The 21479-nt window shown below is 59.2% G+C and carries 18 protein-coding genes and 1 other RNA gene; 9 read left to right on the top strand and 10 right to left on the bottom strand.

The window, feature by feature from the left end; all coding sequences use genetic code 11:
• Positions 1–2: 2 nt before the first annotated feature.
• Positions 3–1034, top strand: a complete 1032-nt coding sequence (locus P7F60_RS20325) for a peptidoglycan -binding protein (RefSeq protein ID WP_277919518.1) — start codon at positions 3–5, stop codon at positions 1032–1034.
• 32 nt (positions 1035–1066) lie between these two features.
• On the opposite strand, the gene P7F60_RS20320 is transcribed toward P7F60_RS20325, so the two are convergent.
• The gene (locus P7F60_RS20320; protein ID WP_277919739.1) at positions 1067–2848 is read right to left on the bottom strand and encodes an ABC transporter transmembrane domain-containing protein; all 1782 of its coding nucleotides are present in this window, start codon (positions 2846–2848) and stop codon (positions 1067–1069) included.
• A gap of 191 nt (positions 2849–3039) precedes the next feature.
• Here P7F60_RS20320 and rpmE point away from each other — a divergent pair, with 191 nt between their 5' ends.
• Positions 3040–3261, top strand: a complete 222-nt coding sequence (rpmE, locus tag P7F60_RS20315; protein ID WP_277919516.1) for a 50S ribosomal protein L31 — start codon at positions 3040–3042, stop codon at positions 3259–3261.
• 167 nt (positions 3262–3428) lie between these two features.
• Here the strand turns inward: rpmE and P7F60_RS20310 are convergent, their stop codons facing one another.
• The 3 genes from P7F60_RS20310 to P7F60_RS20300 form a co-directional block, all read right to left on the bottom strand.
• The gene (locus P7F60_RS20310) at positions 3429–3944 is read right to left on the bottom strand and encodes a DUF1465 family protein (protein ID WP_277919515.1); all 516 of its coding nucleotides are present in this window, start codon (positions 3942–3944) and stop codon (positions 3429–3431) included.
• 377 nt (positions 3945–4321) lie between these two features.
• Complete coding sequence (locus P7F60_RS20305; protein ID WP_277919514.1) at positions 4322–4513, bottom strand: DUF1192 domain-containing protein; 192 nt, start codon at positions 4511–4513, stop codon at positions 4322–4324.
• Positions 4510–5787 (bottom strand): MFS transporter, encoded by a 1278-nt coding sequence (locus P7F60_RS20300; RefSeq protein ID WP_277919513.1) that lies wholly within the window; start codon positions 5785–5787, stop codon positions 4510–4512. Before P7F60_RS20300 ends, P7F60_RS20305 begins: the two co-directional genes overlap by 4 nt.
• A 158-nt stretch (positions 5788–5945) precedes the next feature.
• On the opposite strand from P7F60_RS20300, the gene P7F60_RS20295 reads away from it, so the two are divergent.
• Complete coding sequence (locus P7F60_RS20295) at positions 5946–6107, top strand: hypothetical protein (protein WP_277919512.1); 162 nt, start codon at positions 5946–5948, stop codon at positions 6105–6107.
• 40 nt (positions 6108–6147) lie between these two features.
• Here the strand turns inward: P7F60_RS20295 and P7F60_RS20290 are convergent, their stop codons facing one another.
• From P7F60_RS20290 to tkt, 6 genes are all read right to left on the bottom strand, one after another.
• Positions 6148–7068 carry a PhzF family phenazine biosynthesis protein gene (locus P7F60_RS20290; RefSeq protein ID WP_277919511.1) on the bottom strand — a complete coding sequence of 307 codons (921 nt, stop codon included), beginning with the start codon at positions 7066–7068 and terminating at the stop codon, positions 6148–6150.
• A 146-nt stretch (positions 7069–7214) separates the two neighbouring features.
• Positions 7215–8414 carry a phosphoglycerate kinase gene (locus P7F60_RS20285; protein WP_277919510.1) on the bottom strand — a complete coding sequence of 400 codons (1200 nt, stop codon included), beginning with the start codon at positions 8412–8414 and terminating at the stop codon, positions 7215–7217.
• A gap of 72 nt (positions 8415–8486) precedes the next feature.
• Positions 8487–10337: a potassium/proton antiporter gene (locus tag P7F60_RS20280; RefSeq protein ID WP_277919738.1), complete on the bottom strand. Its 1851-nt coding sequence runs from the start codon at positions 10335–10337 to the stop codon at positions 8487–8489.
• A gap of 374 nt (positions 10338–10711) precedes the next feature.
• Positions 10712–11293, bottom strand: a complete 582-nt coding sequence (locus tag P7F60_RS20275; protein ID WP_277919509.1) for a putative glycolipid-binding domain-containing protein — start codon at positions 11291–11293, stop codon at positions 10712–10714.
• Positions 11293–12303 (bottom strand): type I glyceraldehyde-3-phosphate dehydrogenase, encoded by a 1011-nt coding sequence (gap, locus tag P7F60_RS20270; protein WP_277919508.1) that lies wholly within the window; start codon positions 12301–12303, stop codon positions 11293–11295. The genes P7F60_RS20275 and gap overlap by 1 nt, the downstream gene beginning before the upstream one ends.
• Positions 12304–12368: 65 nt before the next feature.
• Entirely contained in the window at positions 12369–14345 is a 1977-nt protein-coding gene (gene tkt, locus P7F60_RS20265; RefSeq protein ID WP_277919507.1) for a transketolase, read from the bottom strand.
• Between the two features lie 321 nt (positions 14346–14666).
• Between tkt and P7F60_RS20260 the strand changes: the two genes are divergently transcribed.
• The 6 genes from P7F60_RS20260 (at position 14667) to P7F60_RS30840 (ending at position 21433) form a co-directional block, all read left to right on the top strand.
• Positions 14667–14939, top strand: coding sequence for a DUF4164 domain-containing protein (locus P7F60_RS20260; RefSeq protein ID WP_277919506.1), 273 nt, complete (start codon positions 14667–14669; stop codon positions 14937–14939).
• A 48-nt stretch (positions 14940–14987) separates the two neighbouring features.
• Positions 14988–15362, top strand: a complete 375-nt coding sequence (locus tag P7F60_RS20255) for a cell division protein ZapA (RefSeq protein WP_166096665.1) — start codon at positions 14988–14990, stop codon at positions 15360–15362.
• A gap of 73 nt (positions 15363–15435) precedes the next feature.
• A non-coding RNA gene (ssrS, locus tag P7F60_RS20250) (6S RNA) lies at positions 15436–15594 on the top strand.
• Positions 15595–15708: 114 nt separating this feature from the next.
• Positions 15709–17034 carry a site-specific integrase gene (locus P7F60_RS20245; RefSeq protein ID WP_277919505.1) on the top strand — a complete coding sequence of 442 codons (1326 nt, stop codon included), beginning with the start codon at positions 15709–15711 and terminating at the stop codon, positions 17032–17034.
• Positions 17035–17529: 495 nt separating this feature from the next.
• Complete coding sequence (locus P7F60_RS20240) at positions 17530–19374, top strand: flagellin (protein ID WP_235914652.1); 1845 nt, start codon at positions 17530–17532, stop codon at positions 19372–19374.
• A 328-nt stretch (positions 19375–19702) separates the two neighbouring features.
• Positions 19703–21433 carry a flagellin gene (locus P7F60_RS30840; protein ID WP_347276878.1) on the top strand — a complete coding sequence of 577 codons (1731 nt, stop codon included), beginning with the start codon at positions 19703–19705 and terminating at the stop codon, positions 21431–21433.
• Positions 21434–21479 lie beyond the last annotated feature (46 nt).

Here is a 21479-nt window from a genome sequence, read left to right as displayed (position 1 = left end):
CCATGGCGCTCGCCAAGAACAGCCGCCGCGACCGCCGCGTCGATTACTGGCCGGGCTTCGTCGATGCGCTGTCGACGCTGCTGCTCGCCATCATGTTCCTGCTGACGGTCTTCGTGCTGGCGCAGTTCATCCTCAGCCGCGAGATCAGCGGCAAGGACGAAGTCTTGAACCGTCTCAACAGCCAGATCAACGAGTTGACCCAGTTGCTGGCGCTGGAAAAGGGCGGCAAGCAGGATTTGGAAGACACGATCGCCAACCTGCAATCGACACTCGCCACCTCCGAAAGCGAGCGCTCGCGCCTGCAGCAGCTTCTCGATTCCGGCACCGGCAATGCCGATGCGGCCAATCAGCGCATCGGCGATCTCACCGGCCAGCTCGATGCCGAAAAGCAGATCAGCGGCCGGGCATTGAGCCAGGTCGACCTTCTCAACCAGCAGATCGCGGCGCTGCGCAGCCAGATCGCCGCCATCGAGCAGGCCCTGCAGGCCTCGGAAGCCAAGGATCAAACGTCGCAGGCCAAGATCGCCGATCTCGGCCGCCGCCTCAACGTGGCGCTGGCCCAGCGCGTGCAGGAACTCAACCGCTATCGTTCCGATTTCTTCGGCCGCCTGCGCGAAATCCTCTCCGATCGCGAAAACATCCGCATTGTCGGCGACCGCTTCGTCTTTCAGTCGGAGGTGCTGTTCCCCTCAGGCGGCAACGAACTGAACGAGGCGGGGCAAGCGGAGATGGCGAAACTCGCCAGCGCGCTGCTCGACCTCGCCAAGGAAATTCCGCCGGAAATCAACTGGGTGCTGCGCGTCGACGGCCATACAGACAACGTGCCGCTCTCCGGCTCCGGCCGCTACGCCGACAACTGGGAACTGTCTTCGGCGCGCGCCACGTCGGTGGTCAAATTCCTGATTTCGAAGGGCGTGCCCGCCAACCGGCTGGTCGCCGCCGGTTTCGGCGAGTTCCAGCCGATCGCCGAAGGGGATAGTCCCGAGGCGCGGGCGACCAATCGACGGATCGAGTTGAAGCTGACGGAGCGGTGAGGCAGACGGGAGGCGAGAAGCCTCCGGCTCCCTCACGCCGCCGCGGCGTCGAATTGCAGGCGGGCGAGGCGGGCGTAGAGGCCGCCGGTTTCGATGAGGCTCTGATGCGTGCCTTCCTCGACGATCTTGCCATTGTCCATGACGAGGATGCGGTCGGCTTTCAGCACGGTCGCCAGGCGGTGAGCGATGACGATGGTGGTGCGATCGGCCATCAGCCCGTCCAGCGCCTTCTGCACCAGCGTTTCGCTTTCTGCATCGAGCGCCGAGGTGGCCTCGTCGAGCAGCAGCAGCGGCGCGTTCTTGAGGATGGCGCGCGCAATGGCGATGCGCTGGCGCTGGCCGCCGGAGAGCGTCACGCCGCGTTCGCCGACGGAGGTGTCGTAGCCCTGGTCGAGACGGCGGATGAAATCGTCGGCCTGGGCGGCGATGGCGGCTGCCTGCACAGCCTCGCGGCTGGCGCCCGGCGCGCCGAAGGCGATATTGTCATGGATGGAGCCGGCGAAGATGGTGACGTCCTGCGGCACGATGGCAATGCGGTCGCGCAATTCTTGTGGGTCGGCGGCGCGCACGTCGACGCCGTCGACACTGACCGTGCCGCGCGTCGCATCGTAGAAGCGCAGGATCAGCGACAGGATGGTGCTCTTGCCGGCGCCGGAGGGGCCGACGATGGCGACGGTCTCACCGGGGCGCACGTGGAAATCGATGCCGCGCAGCATTTCCTTGTCGGCCCGGGCCGGGTAAGCGAAATGCACGCCGAAGAAATTCACGGCGCCCTGCGCCGGCTTCGGCAGGGCGATCGGATGTGCCGGCGGCTGAATGGCCGGCGTTTCCGCCAGAAGTTCGGTCAGGCGTTCGGTCGCACCGGCGGCCTGCGACATCTCTCCCCAGACTTCCGAAAGCGAGCCGAGCGAGCCTGCGGCGATCACCGAATAGAGCAGGAACTGACCGAGCGTTCCGGCGGTCATCGTGCCTGCCAGAACACTTTGCGCACCGAACCAGAGGACACCGACGACGCTGGAGAAGATCAGCGCGATGGCGATGCCGGTCAACAGCGCCCGCGACTTGATCGCCGAGCGCGCCGCCTCATAGGCATTCTCGACCGCGCCGCCATAACGAGTGTTGGCGGCCCGTTCGCCGTTGAAGGCCTGCACGGTGCGCGTGGCGGAGATGGCCTCGCCGGCGTAAGCCGAGGCCATCGCCAGCGTATCCTGCGCGGCGCGCGAGCGGCTGCGCACCGAGCGGCCGAAGCCGACCAGCGGGAAGACGATCAGCGGAATGGCGCCGAGCGCCAGGCTCGACAGCTTCGGGCTGGTGACGATCATCATGCCCATGGCGCCGAGACAGAGGATGAGGTTGCGCAGCGCGACCGAGGCGGTGGCGCCGACGGCGGACTTGATCTGCGTCGTATCGGCGGTCAGCCGCGACACGATCTCGCCGGACTGGTTGACGTCGTAGAAGGCCGGCGACAGCGTCGTCACATGCGCGAAGACTTCGCGGCGCAGGTCGGCGACGATGCGCTCGCCGAGGGTGATCACGTAATAATAGCGCATGGCGCTGGCGACGGCCAGCACCAGGGCCATGGCGATCAGCATGATGAAATAGCTGTTGATGAAGGCATGGTCTGTCTGGTTGAAACCGTGGTCGACCATGCGGCGCACGGCCAGCGGCAGCGCCAGCGTCGCGGCGGCGGCGAGCGTCAGGAAGACCAATGCACCGGCGACGAGCCCGCGATAGCGCAGCAGGTAGGGCAACAGCCTGGCGAGCGGTGCCACGGACCGGCGCTTCTGCTTGTCGGTTTGACCAATTTCTGCCACCATGCCTCCAATCTTCCCGCGCGCCATTGCTTTGGCGCCGTGGGCCCTTGTTATCCTTGCGGCCTTCATGTATAGGCACGGCATCGAATTGGGAAGCCGTGGCCCTTCTGTCTGCGGCTTTGTTTATTCAATCGGTTCGGTTGCCGCAATGGATTGCGACAAATGGACCCTGCCATCTCAGGAAGATTGTTATGAAGGCCAATATCCATCCCGACTACCACATGATCAAGGTAGTCATGACCGACGGCACCGAATATGAAACCCGCTCCACCTGGGGCACGGAAGGCGCCGTCATGAACCTCGAAATCGACTCCAAGTCGCATCCGGCCTGGACCGGCGGCAACCAGCAGCTCATGGACCGCGGCGGCCGCGTTTCCAAGTTCAACAAGCGTTTCGGCGGCCTCGGCCTCTAATTTCGCTTGGCCCGCGCCTCTTTTTTGCGCGGATGCCGATTGATATTCAGGAAAGCCCGGCTCGTCCGGGCTTTTTTGCGTCTTGCGACAAGGCAATAAGAAGAGCCGCAAAAGAAAACGCCCCGGCAAGACCGAGGCGTCGAGAACGTGATGCGAACAGAAGAGCGTCAGTTATTGCCGAAGGCGGTCTGCAGCAGGTTGAGCTGCGCCTGGACACTGTTCTGGTTGTCGTGGTCGATATTGTCCTCGGAGGGGCGATAGATTTCACGGTCGAGCAGGGCGACGCGGTTCTGCAGCCGCAACGAGCGTTCGACGAGATCGCGGAAGGATTCCGGCAGGTCGTTCCAGCCCGGCGCGTTGCGATCGACGTTGAAGCTGTCGAGGCGCACCTTGCTCTTTTCGGAGATAACCTGTTCGCGGGTCATTTCGCCATTGTTGACGGCGCGTTGCAGCAGCAGCCAGGAGGCCATCTGCATCAGGCGGGTGGTCAGGCGCATGGATTCGGCCGCGTAGAGCACCGAGGCCATGCGCGGCAGCACCTTGGAGGCGGCACGGCCCTGGCCGTCGAGATAGCTTGCGGTCTCTTCCACCAGCGCCATGCCCTCGGCATACAGTGCCTTGAACTGCGCCGACGATGCAACACGGCCAGCAAAACTAATCGTGTTCAATCCAAGCTCTGACATATCGTGTTCCCTGTTCAACGCATCACGTCGGTCAACTAATGCCGTAAGCGGCATTTAAGTTTCGCCGCTTGCGCTCTTCTGCTCTTAAAATGGTATCTTTAAAGAAAATGCGCAAGTTGTTTCTTAACGGAAGGTTAATACCCACAACTTTGGCAGGGTTGCGCACAGCGAAAAAAAGAGCCGCGCGGGGCGGCTCTCAAGGTAAAACAGGGAGAAATCAGACCAATTCGCCAAGCGGTGAAACTGTCTGAGCCCGTACGAGCCGGGCAGGCTCATTTAACGATGAAGACGCTTAATATTCGGTTAACGCGTGTCGCCGAATAGTACAAATGGCAGTTATTCTTTGTTTATTAAGTTTTTCGAAATCTTTTCGCCAATCATTTTTTGAACAGGCTCTCCGCGGCGAGGCGACCGGCGGCCTTTGCGGCGCGTTCGGCCTTCAGGCGCTCGATTTCCGCCTCCAACAGGGCGATTCGCGCCGTCAGCTCGTCAGCCGCCAGCAGCGAAATGTCGCAGCCGATTTCGTGGCTCGTCCGCTTTTTCGGGTTATCGTCGTCGATTCCGTTCATATCGCAGCCCTCGGATATTGTTCTTCGGAGGAATCACCTTCGGGCAGCGGCGCTGCGCGCGGACTGAGCGACAGGCTTTCAGGCGTCGCCATCGGGCCTGTCGTGGTGAAGGCGTCGCGGTCGCTGGCGGGCACGGGGGCGCGCAGTCGGCTGCGGATGATGGCATAGGCGGTGATCAGGATATGGGCCATGGCCGTTACGCCGAACAGGGCATAGGGACCGAAGGCCGACATGATCGGGCCGCCCAGCGTCGGGCCGATGATGGTGCCGACGCCGTAGAGCAACAGCAGACCGCCGGAAACCTTGACGAAATCCTCCGGCGAGGCGAAATCGTTGGCATGGGCGACGGCGATCGGATACAGCGCATTGGCGGCTGCGCCGTAGATGCCGACCAGCACCAGCAGCCACACGACATCGAAGGGCGTCAGCACGAAGAACAGCAGGCCGGAAAGGGCCGCGACGCAGGAGAGGCCGGCCAGCACGTAGCGCCGGTCCATTCGGTCGGACATCCGCCCCGCCGGAAGCTGCATCAGCGCCCCGGACATGATGGCGACGCTCATCATGACGGCGATAGTGCCCTGCTCGAAACCGGCTGCGGCGCCGAAGACGGGGCCGAGCGTGCCGAAGGCGCCGTTGGCGATGCCGACCAGCAGAATGCCCATGAAGGAAACGGGCGAATTGCGAAACAGCGCCGGCAGGTCGAGCTTGACCGTGTTGAGCGGCTGCGGCGAGGCGGCGGTCGAAAGCGTCGTCGGCAGCATGGCAACGCAATAGAAGATGCCGCAGACCATGAACAGGATCGGCGTCATGACATCGGCGAAGGGCACGACGAGCTGGCCGCCCACCGAACCGATCAGGGTAATGCCGATATAGAGCGAGAAGATCATGCCGCGCGACTTGTTGGTGGCGCGCTCGTTCAGCCAGCTTTCGATGATCATCGAGGTGCCGGCGGTGGCGAAACCGGTGATGGCGCGCAAGGCGACCCACCAGATATCGTCCACGAGGATGCCCGTCACCAGCGCGTTGATCGCCAGGACCGAAATGAAGCCGCTGAAGGCGCGCACATGGCCGACGCGGCGCACCACCTGCGGCGCCAGCAGGCAGCCGAGCACGAAGCCCGCCGCCCAGGAGGTGCCGAGCAGACCGAGAACGGTGGTCGTATAGCCCTCGTTGGTGCCGCGCATGGGCAGGAGCAGACCTTGCAGGCCGTTTCCCAGAAAGAGGAACAGCGTGCCGACCAGAAGCGCCAGAACGGGAAGAATATTGCGTGTCATGTCCATAGTTTCTGCGTAAGCGGCCTGATAAGACAAGCACAATCTGGCGCCATGCTTGCGTGGCGCCGAAAATTGCACTGGAAAGGGATCCCCCGCCCGTTCAGTGACGCGAAAACTTGGCGGCGATGTGACGCGCCGCGACCGCAAGGAAAAAGTCGTTGACCCGGATCATCACCCTGCTGCTCCTGCTGGCGATGGGCGCGCATCTCATCAAGCCCATCGGCCTGCCCGGCCTGCGGCGGCGGCGCGATTTCTGGAAGATCGGGATTTTTGCCTTCGCCATGGTGATGCTCACCGTGCTCGTGCGGGAATCCGTCTGAGGGACGGTTTCCGGTCTTGCCGCATTTCCCCAGGGAGGCGTCAGACCGCGATTGCGCCCCTGATGACGTCGACGCAATCGCCGCTGACGTGAACGTCGCGCACCACGCCGTCGCGCTTGACGACATCGAGCGTGATCACGCTGCGGCGGCCCATCTCGACGCCCTGTTCGATGGTAATGGTCCTCACAACCTCCGCTTCAGGCGACAACGTGGCGAGAAAGGCGGCAAGTGCTGCCGAGGCGCTGCCGGTCGCCGGGTCTTCCATGATATTGTCGAGCGGCGCGAACATGCGGGCGCGGATCGTCCATGGGTTGTCCGGCGAGCGCACATAGAGAAACAGCGAAAAATCGGCGCCCACCTGCCGGTGACGCCCGGCGGCCTCGTGGAACGCCGTGATGTTCGGGCGGGCGGCGGCAAGTGCGTCGAGACCGGAAAGCTGCGCCACGGCGAAGGGCAGGCCGACGGAGACGAAGCTCGGCGCATGGGTTGTCGTGGCGATATCGTCTGCGCTCAGCGAGGCGCAACGAGCGATCAGCGCCGGTTCGACCGTCGTTTCGCCGACGGTGAGCGCCTGCGGGGCGCGGATCGTCGCGCCGGTGACGGTGTCGCCGTCCAGGCGCAGGTCGATGGTGACGAGGCCGGCAAGCTCCTCGAAACGCAGCTTCCGGCCGAGCGGCTTTCCGAACAGCGAGGGCAGGCGGCCGAGCACATAGGCCGTGCCGACATTCGGATGGCCGGCGAAGGGGATTTCCGTGGTCGGGGTGAAGATGCGCACCCGCGCATCGTTCTGCGTGTCTTCCGGCGGCAGCACGAAGGTGATTTCGGAATAGCCGAATTCGGCGGCGATCGCCTGCATCGTCTCGTCGTCCAGCCCGCGCGCATCCGGGAAGACGGCGAGCGGATTGCCGCGAAAGCGCTCGGTGGTGAAGACGTCGACGGTTACGAAATCATAGGCAGACATCGGGCGATCTCCTCTGGCGGATGTGGCCCTTTGTAGCGATGCGATACCGGCGTTGAGAATGGGCGAAGTTGTGGGGGTGACAAGTTTGCGGTCCAAACGAAAACGGCGGGCACATGGCCCGCCGTTTTAAAAATGCATGCGCGTGATTACCGCTGCAGAACCGTCACGCCCGGCAGTTCCTTGCCTTCCATCCATTCGAGGAAGGCGCCGCCGGCGGTGGAGATGTAGGTGAAGTCATCGGCAACGCCGGCATGGTTGAGAGCCGAGACCGTGTCGCCGCCGCCGGCGACGGAAACCAGCTTGCCGGCCTTGGTTTCTTCAGCTGCATGTTTGGCGACGGCAACCGTTGCCGTGTCGAAGGGGGCGATTTCGAAGGCGCCGAGCGGGCCGTTCCAGACCAGCGTCTCGGCCTTGGAAATCCAGTCGTTGACCGCCTCGATCGACTTCGGGCCGACGTCGAGCACCATGGCATCGGCCGGGATCGCCTCGATATCGACGACCTCGTTTTCGGCACCGGCCTTGAATTCGCGGGCGATGACGCCGTCGACCGGCAGCACGATGGCGCAGCCGGCGCCGGCGGCCTCGACCATGATCTGCTTGGCGGTGGCGGCAAGGTCATGCTCGCACAGCGACTTGCCGACATTGGTGCCGCGCGCGGCGAGGAAGGTGTTGGCCATGCCGCCGCCGATGACGAGGGCATCGACCTTCTTGACGAGGTTCATCAGCAGGTCGATCTTGGTCGAAACCTTGGCGCCGCCGACGATGGCGACCACCGGGCGGGCCGGCTGGCCCAGGCCCTTTTCAAGGGCTTCCAGCTCGGCCTGCATGGTGCGGCCGGCATAGGCGGGCAGCAGGTGCGCCAGGCCTTCGGTCGAGGCATGGGCGCGGTGGGCGGCCGAGAAGGCGTCGTTGACGAAGATGTCGCCATTGGCGGCCAGCGCCTTGGTGAATTCCGGATCGTTCTTCTCCTCGCCCTTGTGGAAGCGGGTGTTTTCGAGAAGCAGGATGTCGCCGTCCTTCATCGCTGCGACGGCGGAGGCGGCGGCCTCGCCGATGCAATCGGCAGATGTCGCGACCTTGGCGCCCAGCACTTCTTCGACGGCAGGCGCGATCAGCGCCAGCGACATGTCCGCCACCGGCGCGCCTTTCGGACGGCCGAAATGGGCGAGCAGAATGACCTTGGCGCCCTTTTTCGACAGTTCGAGGATCGTCGGCGCGACGCGCTCGATGCGGGTCTTGTCGGTCACCTTGCCTTCGGCGTTGACGGGCACGTTGAGATCGACGCGCACCAGAACGCGCTTGCCCGAGAGATCGGAGAGGTCGTCGAGAGTCTTGAAGGAAGCCATGATCATGTCCCATTCTGTCGGAGGGAAAATTCGACCGGACCATACACGGGAACGATCCGGACGCAAGGCGCTTTACCGGTCATTTTCCGTGGGCGAGGGCGCCGAGTGGATGGCCTGCGCCACCCTTCGGCGATGCTTACGCAGGACGTCGCGGACGCGGTGGGCGATCTCGCGCAGGTTGATGAAGATCGGCAGGTTGGTGGCCGGCTCCACCGGCTCCAGTGAGATGCCGATGGTTTTCGGCGCGTCCTGTTCGTCGAGATCGCGCACGATGAGGATGATCGAGCCGAGGCGCACGCGGTCGGCATATTCGACATGGCCGCCGAGGCGCTGGGCGATGAGATCGCCGATGCTGAGTTCCTTCTCGCTGTCGTGCAGCAGGCCGGGGCCGTAGGCGGCATCCAGCTCCCGCGCCGGCCTTGCGGCGGAAATCGAGAAGGCGCCGAAGAATTCGGCGTCGTCCTCGTCGACGGGCGCGCGGCTGGCGAAGAGACGGTCGAGCAGCTTCGAATAGGCGGGCGCGACGAACATGTAGACCTGGTCGTTCTCGCGCAGGCGCCCGGCATATTGGTAACGCATCGACTTGCCATCGCGGATCACCAGTGACGGCACCGCCCAGCGCGGAATGCGCTCGCCGCGCATGATCGGGCTGTCCTTGATGATGCGATAGGAGAGCAGTTCGTGGTTGGCCGCGCCCGGCAGATCGAGTTCCAGCTTGTCGATGGCGCCGAGGCGCGGCGGGATGATCAGGCCGAGCCGGCGGGCGACCGGCTTGATCGTCCATCCCTGCACCAGAAGCGAGACCAGCACGATGATGAAGGCGGTGTTGAAATAGGTCTCGCCGTTCTTCAGGCCGCCCATGACCGGCAGGATGGCGAGCAGGATGGAGACGGCGCCGCGCAGGCCCACCCAGGCGATGAAGCCGGTTTCCTGCTGGGTATAGTCGAAGGGCAGCAGGCAGAACCAGACCGCGAGCGGCCGCGCCACAAAAATCAGGAAAAGCGCCAGCGCCAAGGCCGGCAGCAGGATGGTGAGGAATTCGGAGGGGCTGGCGAGCAGGCCGAGCATCAGGAACATGATGATCTGCGCCAGCCAGGTCATGCCGTCCTGGAAGCGGCGGATGGAGGCGGCGGACTGGATGCGCTTGTTGCCGGCAAACAGGCCGGCGACATAGACGGCGAGGAAACCGGAACCGCCGAGCAGGCCGGTGAAGGAAAACAGCAGCAGCGCCAGCGTCAGCACGAAGATCGGCGCCAGGCCGCGATCGGTGGCGACGCGGTTGATGACGGTGACGATCATCATGCCGCCGGCAAGCCCCATCACCAGCCCGAGGCCCATTTCCTCGACGAAGAGCAGCAGCATCGACAGGTCGAAGGCGCCCGCACCCTTGCCGCTGGAGACGATGCCGACCATCAGCAGCGTCAGGAAGATCGCCATCGGGTCGTTGGTGCCGGATTCCACCTCCAGGCCGGAGCGCACCTTGTCGCGGATATTGATGCCGCCGATGCGCAGCAGGAAGAAGACGGCGGCCGCATCCGTCGAGGCGATGATCGAGCCGAGCAGCATGCCTTCGAGAAAGCCGAAATGCAGCAGCACCATGGTGGCGAGCGCAAACAGCGAGGCGGTGAGCAGGACCCCGACCGAGGCGAGCACCAGCGCCGGGGCGGCGGCGATGCGGAAGGAATGGAAAGAGGTGCCGAAGCCGGAATCGAACAGGATGACGGCCAGCGCCAGCGAGCCGAGTTGGTAGGCGACGCGGTCGTTGCTAAAACTCAGGCCGAGGCCATCGCTGCCGGCCAGCAAGCCGATGGAGAGGAACAGGAAGAGCAGAGGCGCGCCAAAGCGGAAGGCGAGCAGGCTGGAGAAGGCAGCCAGAAGCACCAGCGCCGTTCCGACCAGAACCATCGCATAAAAACTATCCACGCCCGCCCCGCTTTCCGTCACCACCTTCATCGCCCGGCAGGCGCGAAGATGTCCCATGCTGCCTCCGGCGTTGCGGCCGGAGACGTGTCATTGTGGCGCGCTCCCGGCGCCGCGTCCATCACCCGAACATGCATGACAGCCATTCCGCATCCGGGTTTGAGCCCGGAGGGCTTTTCTGGTGCAGGTCTGGTGGAGGGAGCGCGTCCCACGCCCCGAAATGGACCATTTGTGCTTGTCGCATTTCCGGACGGAAAACCGCTGCACAGTTTTCCTGGAAATGCTCTGCGAAACTCAAGAAGAAAATGGAGGAAAATCGGGCGGGAGCGCGGCGAAAACAAGAAGATGCATCCCCGCCGCTGATTTTGTGAGCGCACCTATCGCAGCCGGCGGAAGAGGCCGGGGTAATCGATGACGAGCCCGTCCTCGTCGACCGGCAGTTCGGCGGTAAAGCTGCGGTCCTCGGCTTCGTAGCGGTATAGCTGCTGGTCGGCGTCGAGGCCGGTATAGCGCTGGCCATCGACGAAGGCGTCCAAGGAATCGAAGGGCACGTAGACCATCGACAGGCGGGCGGTTCCGGCGGCGGGCGTCAGGTTCAGGCGGCGGATCGGCAAGGTGTTGGTGAAGGGCGAGCCGGCGAGGTCGATATCGATGCAGCCGTCGAGGTCGGCGCGGCTGGCACCGTTCTCGTCCCGCCAGTGGCCTGCGCCATCGGAGGCGAGCGCAAGGCGTCGCCCATCGGTGGTTTCGATGCTAAAGCGGCGCACGGCCCAACCGGCGTCGCACGCGATGCGGTAGTGCACGCCATACGGGCTATCCCCGCGGTCGCCGATCAAAACGCTTTCGGCGCGGATGCCCGCGCCGAAGTCGAAACTGTCCGGTGTCAGCGTCAGATGTTCGAGGCCCTCGCCCTCCCAGGGCGTCCAGCGGACGGCGAGGGGGCCAAGGGCGCGAAACATCAGATCAGCTTGGCAAGCGCAACCGCCGTGTCCGACATGCGGTTGGAGAAGCCCCACTCGTTGTCGTACCAGGTCAGGATCGACACGAACTTGCCTTCCATGACCTTGGTCTGGTCCATGTGGAAGGTCGAGGAGTGCGGGTCGTGGTTGAAGTCGATCGAGACGTTCGGCTGCTCGGTATAGGCGAGGATGTTCTTGAGCGGACCGTCGGCGGCAGCCTTGATCGCAGCGTTGATCTCTTCCTTGGTCGTGTCGCGCTTGGCGACGAACTTCAGGTCGACGACCGAGACGTTCGGGGTCGGAACGCGCATGGCGAAGCCGTCGAGCTTGCCTTTCAGTTCCGGCAGAACGAGTCCGACAGCCTTGGCGGCGCCGGTGGAGGTCGGGATCATCGACAGGGCGGCAGCGCGGGCGCGGTACAGATCCTTGTGCATCTGGTCGAGCGACGGCTGGTCGTTGGTGTAGGAATGGATGGTGGTCATCATGCCGTGATCGATGCCGATGACATCGTTCAGCACCTTGGCGACCGGGGCCAGGCAGTTGGTGGTGCACGACGCGTTGGAGATGACCAGGTGGTCCTTGGTCAGCTTGTCGTGGTTGACGCCATAGACGACGGTGAGGTCGGCGCCTTCGGCCGGGGCCGAGACGATGACGCGCTTGGCGCCGGCGGTCAGGTGGGCGGCGGCCTTGTCGCGGGCGGTGAAGAAGCCCGTACATTCCATGGCGATGTCGACGCCGAGTTCGGCATGCGGAAGTGCGGCCGGATCCTTGATCGCCGTCACCTTGATCGGCTTGCCGCCGTTGATGATGATGGAGTCGCCCTCGACCGTGACCTTGGCCGGGAACTTGCCGTGAATGGAGTCGAAGCGCAGCAGATGCGCATTGGTCTCGACCGGGCCGAGGTCGTTGATCGATACCACCTCGATGTCGGTGCGGCCGGATTCGACGATGGCGCGCAGGATGTTGCGGCCGATGCGGCCGAAGCCGTTGATGGCAACTTTCACAGTCATTCTAGTCTCCCACTGAAATAAGGGTCGGGATGGAAAAAGGCGCGTAAAACGCGCCTTTCGTCATGTCAAGCAAGCTTGGCTTCGGCAGCCTCTACCACGGCTTCGGCCGTGATGCCGAAATGCTTGTAGAGATCCTTGGCCGGAGCCGATGCACCGAAAGACTTCATGCCGATGAAGGCGCCTTCGGGGCCGATGATGTGATCCCAGCTCTGGCGGACGCCAGCCTCGACGGCGATCTTCACCGGGGCCTTGCCGATGATCATCGCCTGGTAGGCTTCCGGCTGATCGTAGAACAGCTCGAAGCAGGGTACGGAAACGACGCGGGCGGCGATGCCCTTCTGCTTCAGCGTCTCGGCGGCCTTCAACGCGATCTCGACTTCCGAGCCGGAGGCGAAGATCGAGACCTTGGCGTCGTCGTCGGAAACCAGCTCGTAGGCGCCGGCGGCCGAGAGGTTCTTGGCCTCGTAGGTGGTGCGGGCCGGGGCGAGGTTCTGGCGGGTGAGCGCCAGCGCCGAAGGGCGATGCTTCTCATGCAGCGCAAGCTGCCAGCATTCGGCGGTTTCCACCGCGTCGGCCGGGCGGAAGACCAGCAGGTTCGGGATGGCGCGCAACGCCGACATATGCTCGACCGGCTGGTGCGTCGGGCCGTCTTCGCCGACGCCGATCGAATCGTGCGTCAGGACGTGGATGACGCGGATGCCCATCAGCGCGGCGAGGCGGATCGACGGACGGCAATAGTCCGAGAAGATCATGAAGCCGCCGGCATAGGGGATCAACCCGCCATGCAGGGCGATGCCGTTGATGGCGGCGGCCATGCCGTGCTCGCGGATGCCCCAATGCATATAGCGGCCGGAGAAATCGGTCGGGGTGATCGACTTCATCTGACTGGTCTTGGTGTTGTTGGACGGCGTCAGGTCGGCGGAGCCGCCGATCATCTCCGGCACGATGCCGTTGATGACTTCGAGCGCGTCTTCAGAAGCCTTGCGGGTGGCGACGGTCGGCGGGGCGTCGGCGAGCTTTTTCTTGTAGGCGTCCATGGCGCCGTCGAGGCCGGTGGGCAGGTCGCCGGCGAAGCGGCGGTTGAATTCGGCCTTCTTGTCCGAGGCGGCAAGGCGGGCTTCCCATGCCTCGCGGGCCTTGACCGAGCGGCGGCCGGCGGCGCGCCACAGGTCGAGCACGTCGGCGGGGATTTCGAAGGCCGGGGCTTCCCAGTTCAGGGCATGGCGGGTGGCTTCGATTTCGGCGGCGCCGAGCGGCGAGCCGTGAACCTTGTGGGTGCCGGCCTTGTTGGGCGCGCCGAAGCCGATGGTCGTCTTGCAGGCGATGAATGTCGGCCTGTCCGAGGACTGCGCGGCCTCGATTGCCGCGGCGATCTGGTCCTGGTCGTGTCCGTCGACGCGGATCGTGTTCCAATGCGCGGCCTGGAAGCGGGCGACCTGGTCGGTCGAATCCGACAGGCCGACGGCGCCGTCGATGGTGATGTTGTTGTCGTCCCAGAAGAGAACCAGCTTGTTCAGCTTCAGGTGGCCGGCCAGCGTGATCGCCTCGTGGCTGATGCCTTCCATCAGGCAGCCGTCGCCACACAGCACATAGGTGTGGTGGCTCTGCAGGTCGGAGCCGAATTCCTCTTCGAGCTTGCGCTCGGCGATCGCCATGCCGACGGCATTGGCAATGCCCTGGCCGAGCGGGCCGGTCGTGGTCTCGATGCCCGAGGCATGTCCGTATTCCGGATGGCCGGCCGTCTTGGAGCCGAGCTGGCGGAACTGCTTGATGTCCTCGATGCTCATGTCCTCATAGCCCGTGAGATAGAGCAGCGAGTACAGCAGCATCGAGCCGTGGCCGGCGGACAGCACGAAACGGTCGCGATCCGGCCAGAGCGGGTTCTTGGGATCGAATTTCAGGTAGCGCGTGAAAAGGACCGTGGCGATATCCGCGGCGCCCATCGGCAGGCCGGGATGGCCGGAGTTGGCCTTTTCAACGGCGTCCATGGAAAGGAAACGGATCGCATTCGCCATCCGGTTAAGTTCTTCGCGAGAGGTCATGGCTTTTCCGCTGGTTCCGAGGGGTCGGGAGATGCCGTTTGAAGAGCATCATTAAGCGCCGTGATCCATAGCAGGAAGCGCCGGCAAGTCAATAAAAGCCGGGCTTCCCAAGGGCGTTGAAACGTGATTTTTTGACATTTGTCCAAGTTGGTGTGCAAAAGGTCAGGAAGAGGTTTGCCCGGCAAATCGGCATTCATCCACAGTTTCGATGCCGGGGCGTTGATTGACGGGAGATTGCAGTCAAGAATAAAGTCTCGCCGGAGGCCTCTGCCGGACCGGCGATTCGCATTCCGTGTTCTGACGAAACCAAGAAGTAACCATATGCCGACAGGGAAGACGGTGGAGATGGCGGTCCTCGAAATGAAGGCGGCCCTTTCCCATCTCGAAAATGCCATCGACATCCGCTTCGAGCGGGAGCGCGATCACAGCGAGATCGAGGGTGAGGTGCGGCGCGTGCATGCGGACCGTTCGCGGCTGGCGCAGGAGCTCGACGAGTCCCAGTTCCGCGCCAACCGGCTGGAAGAGGTCAATCGCGAGGTGTCCCGGCGTCTCGTGACTGCAATGGAAACGATCAGGGCGGTCCTCGACCGCTGAACGTCCCTGTCATCGGGGGTGAAATACGAAAGGCAGGTTCTCGCGGATATGGCGCAGGTCACGGTCACCATCGACGGCAAGGCTTACAGGATGGCCTGCGAGGAAGGTCAGGAAAACCACCTGAGCGAGCTTGCCGACAAGTTCGACCGCTATGTCAGCCATCTCAAGACCCAGTTCGGCGAAATCGGCGACCTGCGCATCACCGTTATGGCCGGCATCATGGTGATGGACGAACTGTCCGACGTCGGCCGCCGCCTCGCCAAGGTCGAGGGTGAGCTGAACCGCATCAACCAGAACCGCGACGACGACCGCGCCGCCACCGCCCGCACCGAGGAAATGCTGGCCGCGATGCTGGAAGAGCTGACCGCCCGCATCCAGGGCATCGCCACCCGCCTCAACGCCCGCCCGGCGCCGGAAGCGTAGACAGGCAAACGCCTCGCTGAAATTCCATCGCCGCCCACTGGCGCAGCGAAAAAAATCTTCCTATATTCCCTGTTGCGATCTGTGCTTCTCGACAGGAACCACATTCCTCGGGGCCATACTCGATCTAACGGGAGCTGTCCCTGACCAGGCCTGTGGGCTTGGTCACATGGCGCCCACCTACTTTTGTAGGCGCCCAGGATCGTAAACATCCATCGGATGCCACGGATCGCACTGAAATCTTTAAGTTTTCAAGTTTTCTCAGGCTCGCCAAAACGCCTCGATCAAGCTTCGCAACACTCTTTGTCACACTGGGTGTCATACTGTTGGTCGATGATGAAGGCGATGCATGAAACAGCACCGTTTGTTTAAGCGGAAGAACGGGTACTATTATCAGCGGGTGTGTGTGCCAGCAGACATCCGCGATATTTACGGCAAAGCCGTCGAGCAAATTTCCCTGGGAACGACGGATTTTCGAGCCGCGCGTAAGTTGCTTCCGGCATCTATCGTGAAAATCGACCAGAAATTCGAGGAATTTAGGTCCGCTGCCCAGCCCAGAAATCGGCAAGCCCCTAAAGCCCGTGTGAATACGCCATTGGTTTATCACGAACCATTAATGTCGGTCGTTGCTAGCGAATGTTTTCAGGAGCTGAAGCGCCAAAAAGGATGGTCGCCAAAGACTGAAAATACGCGTCAATCGCAGATACGTCTATTCCTTGAAATATGCGGTGACAAACCGCTGTCGCTATACACGCAGGCGGACATTCGCGCGTTCAAGCAATCGCTTTTTTCACTTCCAGCTAACGCGCATTCCTACAAGGCTTATCGCGGCCTAACAAAGTTGAAAATCGCTGCATTAGCAAAAGATGACAATCGCCCCAGATTATCGAATGAGAGTGTGCGTCAAATCATGACCACAGCGTCGTTGGTTTTCGGGTGGGCGAGGGGGAATTACCAAGCCACCCTCACCAATTTAATCAACCCGATGATGCCCAGAATGCCCACTGCGAAAGAAAAGCGAAATAGCCGCAGTGGCTTTACGGTTGACGAGCTAAATAAACTCTTTGCTTTGCCCGTCTTTCACGGTGTTAAGAGCGTAGCTAATTGGAGTAGCGCCGGTAGCGTGAGTCTCAAGGAGCACGGTCTTTTTTGGATCCCGCTGCTATCGCTGTTTGCAGGGCTTCGCCTGATGGAGGCGGTACAACTCACAGCGAGCGATGTTAAGTCAGAGGATGGCATCTGGTTCTTAGATATCAATAGTAATAATGCGAAAAGACTTAAAAATTATTCATCAGAGCGCCAAATTCCGATTCATAAAAACTTGATTAATGCCGGGTTTTTGGATTTTGTTAGATGTAAATCTAAAGAAGACCGCCTCTTTTCAGAAATTGAAATCGGACCTCCCGAGCAACGCCAGAGGCATGCTTCAAAACTATTCAACAAAATGCTGTCGGTTGCCGGGATCAAAGGGGAAAAGAAGGTTTGGCACTCGATGAGACATACCTTTGAGCAGTTCTGTCGTGACAGCGAAATTGACGCAGCGATTATCGATCAACTGCAAGGGCATGCGCAGCGCGGAATGCGCGCTGTGTATGGACGAGGTTATGGCATTACTTCTCTCCACCAATCGATTAGCAAACTTCAGTTTAGATCATTGGATCTTGGCTTCCTATGAAATTTATAAATACAAATAAAATGCAAATAATATAAATAAGGAAATAAATTATGGATAATTGTGAATTAGATAGAGATATCAATTATAAAGTCAAACACTTAATTTCGATGAATGAATATATATTGTCAATACTAAACAATATTATTGATATAATTTCGAATTTAGAAGGAATTGAAGATAATATCGTTCAGTCGAATGTATCCAGTACTGTCATCCATACGGCTTCGGACAGCAGGCCTGAATTGGTGTCCCGCCGGGTTACGTTGGCAGATTGCACGCTTTAGGCGTGCAATCTGCCATTTACATGCGCCCCCAATTTATATGGGTGCAACTTAATGCTGGTCTACGTTAACCTCTCGTTCACCACGAATATTAGAAAACATTAAGAACAGCCGATCACTGGTTGCTCGATTCGATCCGCTCTCGGAAATGTAGAATATTTTTTGAGTTTTTTCTCGCTATGAAGCGAGCTGCGTAAAACCCTGCCATTTCAACATGACTTTGCACACCAACGACGAGCGCACTTATGGTGCGCGCGGTGCCTTGGCTCGTGCCTTGGGCTTAAACATGACCAGCATTTTGACAAATACCGCAGCGACAGCCGCATTGCACACGCTCCGCGCCATTGGCTCCAGCCTCGACAAGACACAAGAACGTGTCAGTTCTGGACTTCGCGTTAACACCGCAGCGGACAACGCAGCATATTGGTCAATTTCGACAACGATGCGCTCCGACAGTATGGCGATTTCTGCTGTGGCGGATGCATTGGGGCTTGGTGCCGCCACTCTCGATACGGCTCATGCAGGTATGAGAGCTACCGTGAATGTCCTGTCCGAAATTCGCGCGAAATTGGTCGCCGCTAACGAACCTGGCGTAGATAAATCAAAAGTACAAAAAGAAATACAGCAGTTGAAAAATCAGGTCGTCACAATTGCAAGCTCCTCAAGCTTCAATGGCGTAAATTGGCTGAATACCAACATATTAGATATAAATGATAATACCAATAATAAGGTATCGCTCACGTCTTCGTTCTTTCGCTCGCAAAATGGCGGCGTTGGTATCGGAACCACAGACTTTCATCTATCAGAGACTTCGTTGTTCAATGAAAACGGAGGAGGTATACTGCAGCCCGACAATCGAAAAATGAAGACGCTTGGCGGAATAAGAAATTACGACACCTATATGGATACGCAGGGCATCATCCATATGGACAATACCAACACATACGGTGGCAACCGTGGCGAATTCGATTTCAATTTTAGTGGCCCTCTGACGTTCAATCCCGGGGATATCGTTTCATTCGACGTCACGGTTGATGCTGATAATCCTGCCGACGTTGACCCTCCCTACAATCCAGGGAAAACCACGCACGTTGTTATCGACCGAAATCTTATTGATACTTGGATGCCTAGCGCAAACGGGGTGATCTCGAATTTCGTGGAATACACTCTGATACTCAATCGAGCATTGGCGCAAACGAACTCCGGTGCGCTGACAACGAATGTCTCAGACAGCCATGGCGGCCTTATCCCAAATAGGATCGTATTCGCAACCCGCGAAGACTCTGGCCTTGACGGGTCGTCCGTGGAACTGACCAATTTCTATAGCGACGTAGGAAGTGGAGGTTTGTCCGACACTCCCGTTCACTATGGTATTCGTGGATCACGGATGCCCGTTTACTTCGTGCCTTTTCAAGTTTTTACGGATGGGGACAATTATGACGGCGTGAAAGTGAACTTCCAATTCTCGGTAAACGGTGCATCGGCTACCAATCACGAGTTTGATCGGACATACGTCAACAATCTTTTAGGGAAAACCGACGGGAAAATAGACACGCCGGCTGAAATGGTCACTCTGCTTCAATCGTTGATCGGAACGGACTGGCCTGATGTCATTATCGAAGTTACGGGACCAACGGAGATTTCGCTACGCTCAGATAAGACGGTAGACCGTCTATCTGGCCGCAAGACTGCTATCGGTTTTACCGGCATATTCGTCAGCATCGAGCCTCTCGCTGAACAAAACTTCTTAGACATCGACATTGGTTCCAATCCGCAAAAGATCGGCATCTACCTCGGGTATATGGACGTTGTCTTGGCTGATGCAATTGGTGCTGGCACAAAGCTTGGCTCCATCAAGACACGTATCGATATGCAGACCGATTTTGCGCATACATTGAAGGACACACTAGATAAGGGCATCGGGCGACTTGTCGATGCTGATATGGATGAGGCATCCACCCGCATTAAGGCGCTGCAAACCCAGCAACAACTTGCCATTCAGGCTCTACAGATCGCTAACAACAATGCGGAACATGTCATGCAACTGTTCAGGCAATAATTTGTGGGATCAAATCTGGCGAACACTTTCAGGGGGCATTGCCCCCTTTTTTTACAGGAATCGGTTCATGAGAAGTTCGTAATGCAACTTTATGGAAGCGCCTGTTAACCTTTTGTTAACCAGAAACATTAGAAAACAGTTAACAGAGACGATCACAAGTTGCTCGATTCGAAGAGCACTCGTCACCGTCAACATTAATTTGAGTACGTGTTTTTTCTCGCCATGAGGCGAACAGCGTAAAAGCCTGCCATTTCCACATAACTTTAGCACATCAAGAACGCCCGCAAATGTTACGCGGCGATGCCTTGGCTTGTGCCCTAGGTTTAACATGACCAGCATTTTGACGAATTCCGCAGCAATGGCTGCTTTGCAGACGCTTCGCACGATTGGCTCCAGCCTCGACAGGACACAGGAGCAAGTTAGTTCGGGGCTGCGCGTTAAGGCAGCGTCTGACAACGCGGCCTATTGGTCGATTTCGACAACAATGCGTTCTGACAACATGGCAATTTCGGCTGTAGCGGATGCATTGGGTCTCGGTGCAGCGACCGTAGACGTTGCATATTCGGCGATGGAGTCCACTGTCGATGTTCTCACCGAAATGAAGAAAAAACTTGTCGCAGCGAAAGAGCCGGGCGTCGACAAAAATAAAATTCAGAGGGAAATCAGCCAGCTTCAGGACTCACTCTTGAGCCTTTCGAGTTCCGCATCATTTTCCGGCGTAAACTGGCTAAGCACGGACATTCCTAACCTCATCAACGCGGATTTACAATCGCGTTCGACCTCGATTGTCTCGTCATTTGTCAGAAGTACCGACGGTAGCGTACGTGTTGGCACGGTTAATATCGACCGAGCCCAAACGTCGCTGTTCAACACAGGGGGTGGAGGTATCCTACAGACTGATCTCCGAGATTTGCGTGAAATTCGCGGATTAAGAACAGCGATACCCGATGCGGATGGCTATTATATAGCTTATTCGAAGCCGTCCGTTACGGGAGAGAATTTTGGCAATACATTGTTAGATCATGGCTATCCATTAGACTTCAATATCGTTGAGTATGATACCAATCTAATTTTCGGTTTCGATGTGCAAGAATACCTTGATACCGGAGTTTCAACTCCAGACTCACCTACATACAATATAAAGATCGATAAATCCGTTATAGACACCATATACCCGGCGAATGGCGGAATCATCAACAATGTATACGAAATGGCCTCTGTTTGGGCATATGCTTTACGAAACCACCCACTTGTCGTTACTGTCTCCTCTGGAGAGGTTCATATTAATACTAAGGAACCTTTTCCGTATAAAAATTCATCTTGGCAGCTTACCCCGATTGGGCAAGGTATGAGTCTAAGCGCCGCGGTAATCGATCATAGTACTGGCGATGCTGGACAAGTGCCGCAAGACCTCATAATTCCATTCAATGCGCCGTTCCAAATAGATGGCAGCGAGTCAGTAGATGTTGGTATACGGTTCAACGATAAATCGGCAAATTTCATTATCAACAAGGATATAATTTTTTCTTTGCTTGGGAATAACTCTGGCGATGTTGCAAGTTCCGCAGACCTGACAACTATTTTGAACGCCTCGATCTCAATCCCCGGACTCATCATAACGGACACCGGGAGCGGAGTAAGATTTCACATCGATCCAAATGTCGATATAAGAGGAGGTAGCAAAGCTGGTATTTCCATAAGCACAGCGGTGAGCAACGAACCGCGCCTCGAAATCAATGTTGTCGATATCGACGTGTCCGCGAACCCTCACTTCACTGATGCCTATATAGAAACTGTTGAACGCGCGCTCTCAGGCGTAACTGATGGCGCCAGTAGCCTTGGTGCAATCAAACGCCGTGTAGACATGCAGTCTGACTTCGCCGCCACCCTTATGGAAACACTCAGCAAGGGTATTGGACGCCTTGTTGATGCGGATATGGACGAGGCATCCACCCGCCTTAAAGCGCTTCAAACCCAACAGCAGCTTGCTATTCAGGCTTTGCAGATTGCCAACAGCAATGCCGAGAAGTATCCCTCCGCCGAAGGCCGTCTGCCCTGATTTGCTGATTGGCTTTAAGTCCATGCCTTATGTCATGCGCTACAAT

It is taken from the genome of Rhizobium sp. YJ-22, assembly GCF_029601685.1.
Taxonomy (GTDB): domain Bacteria; phylum Pseudomonadota; class Alphaproteobacteria; order Rhizobiales; family Rhizobiaceae; genus Metarhizobium.
Note: the sequence above shows the minus strand (reverse complement) of the source record. Positions and strands in the feature narration are given on the sequence as shown.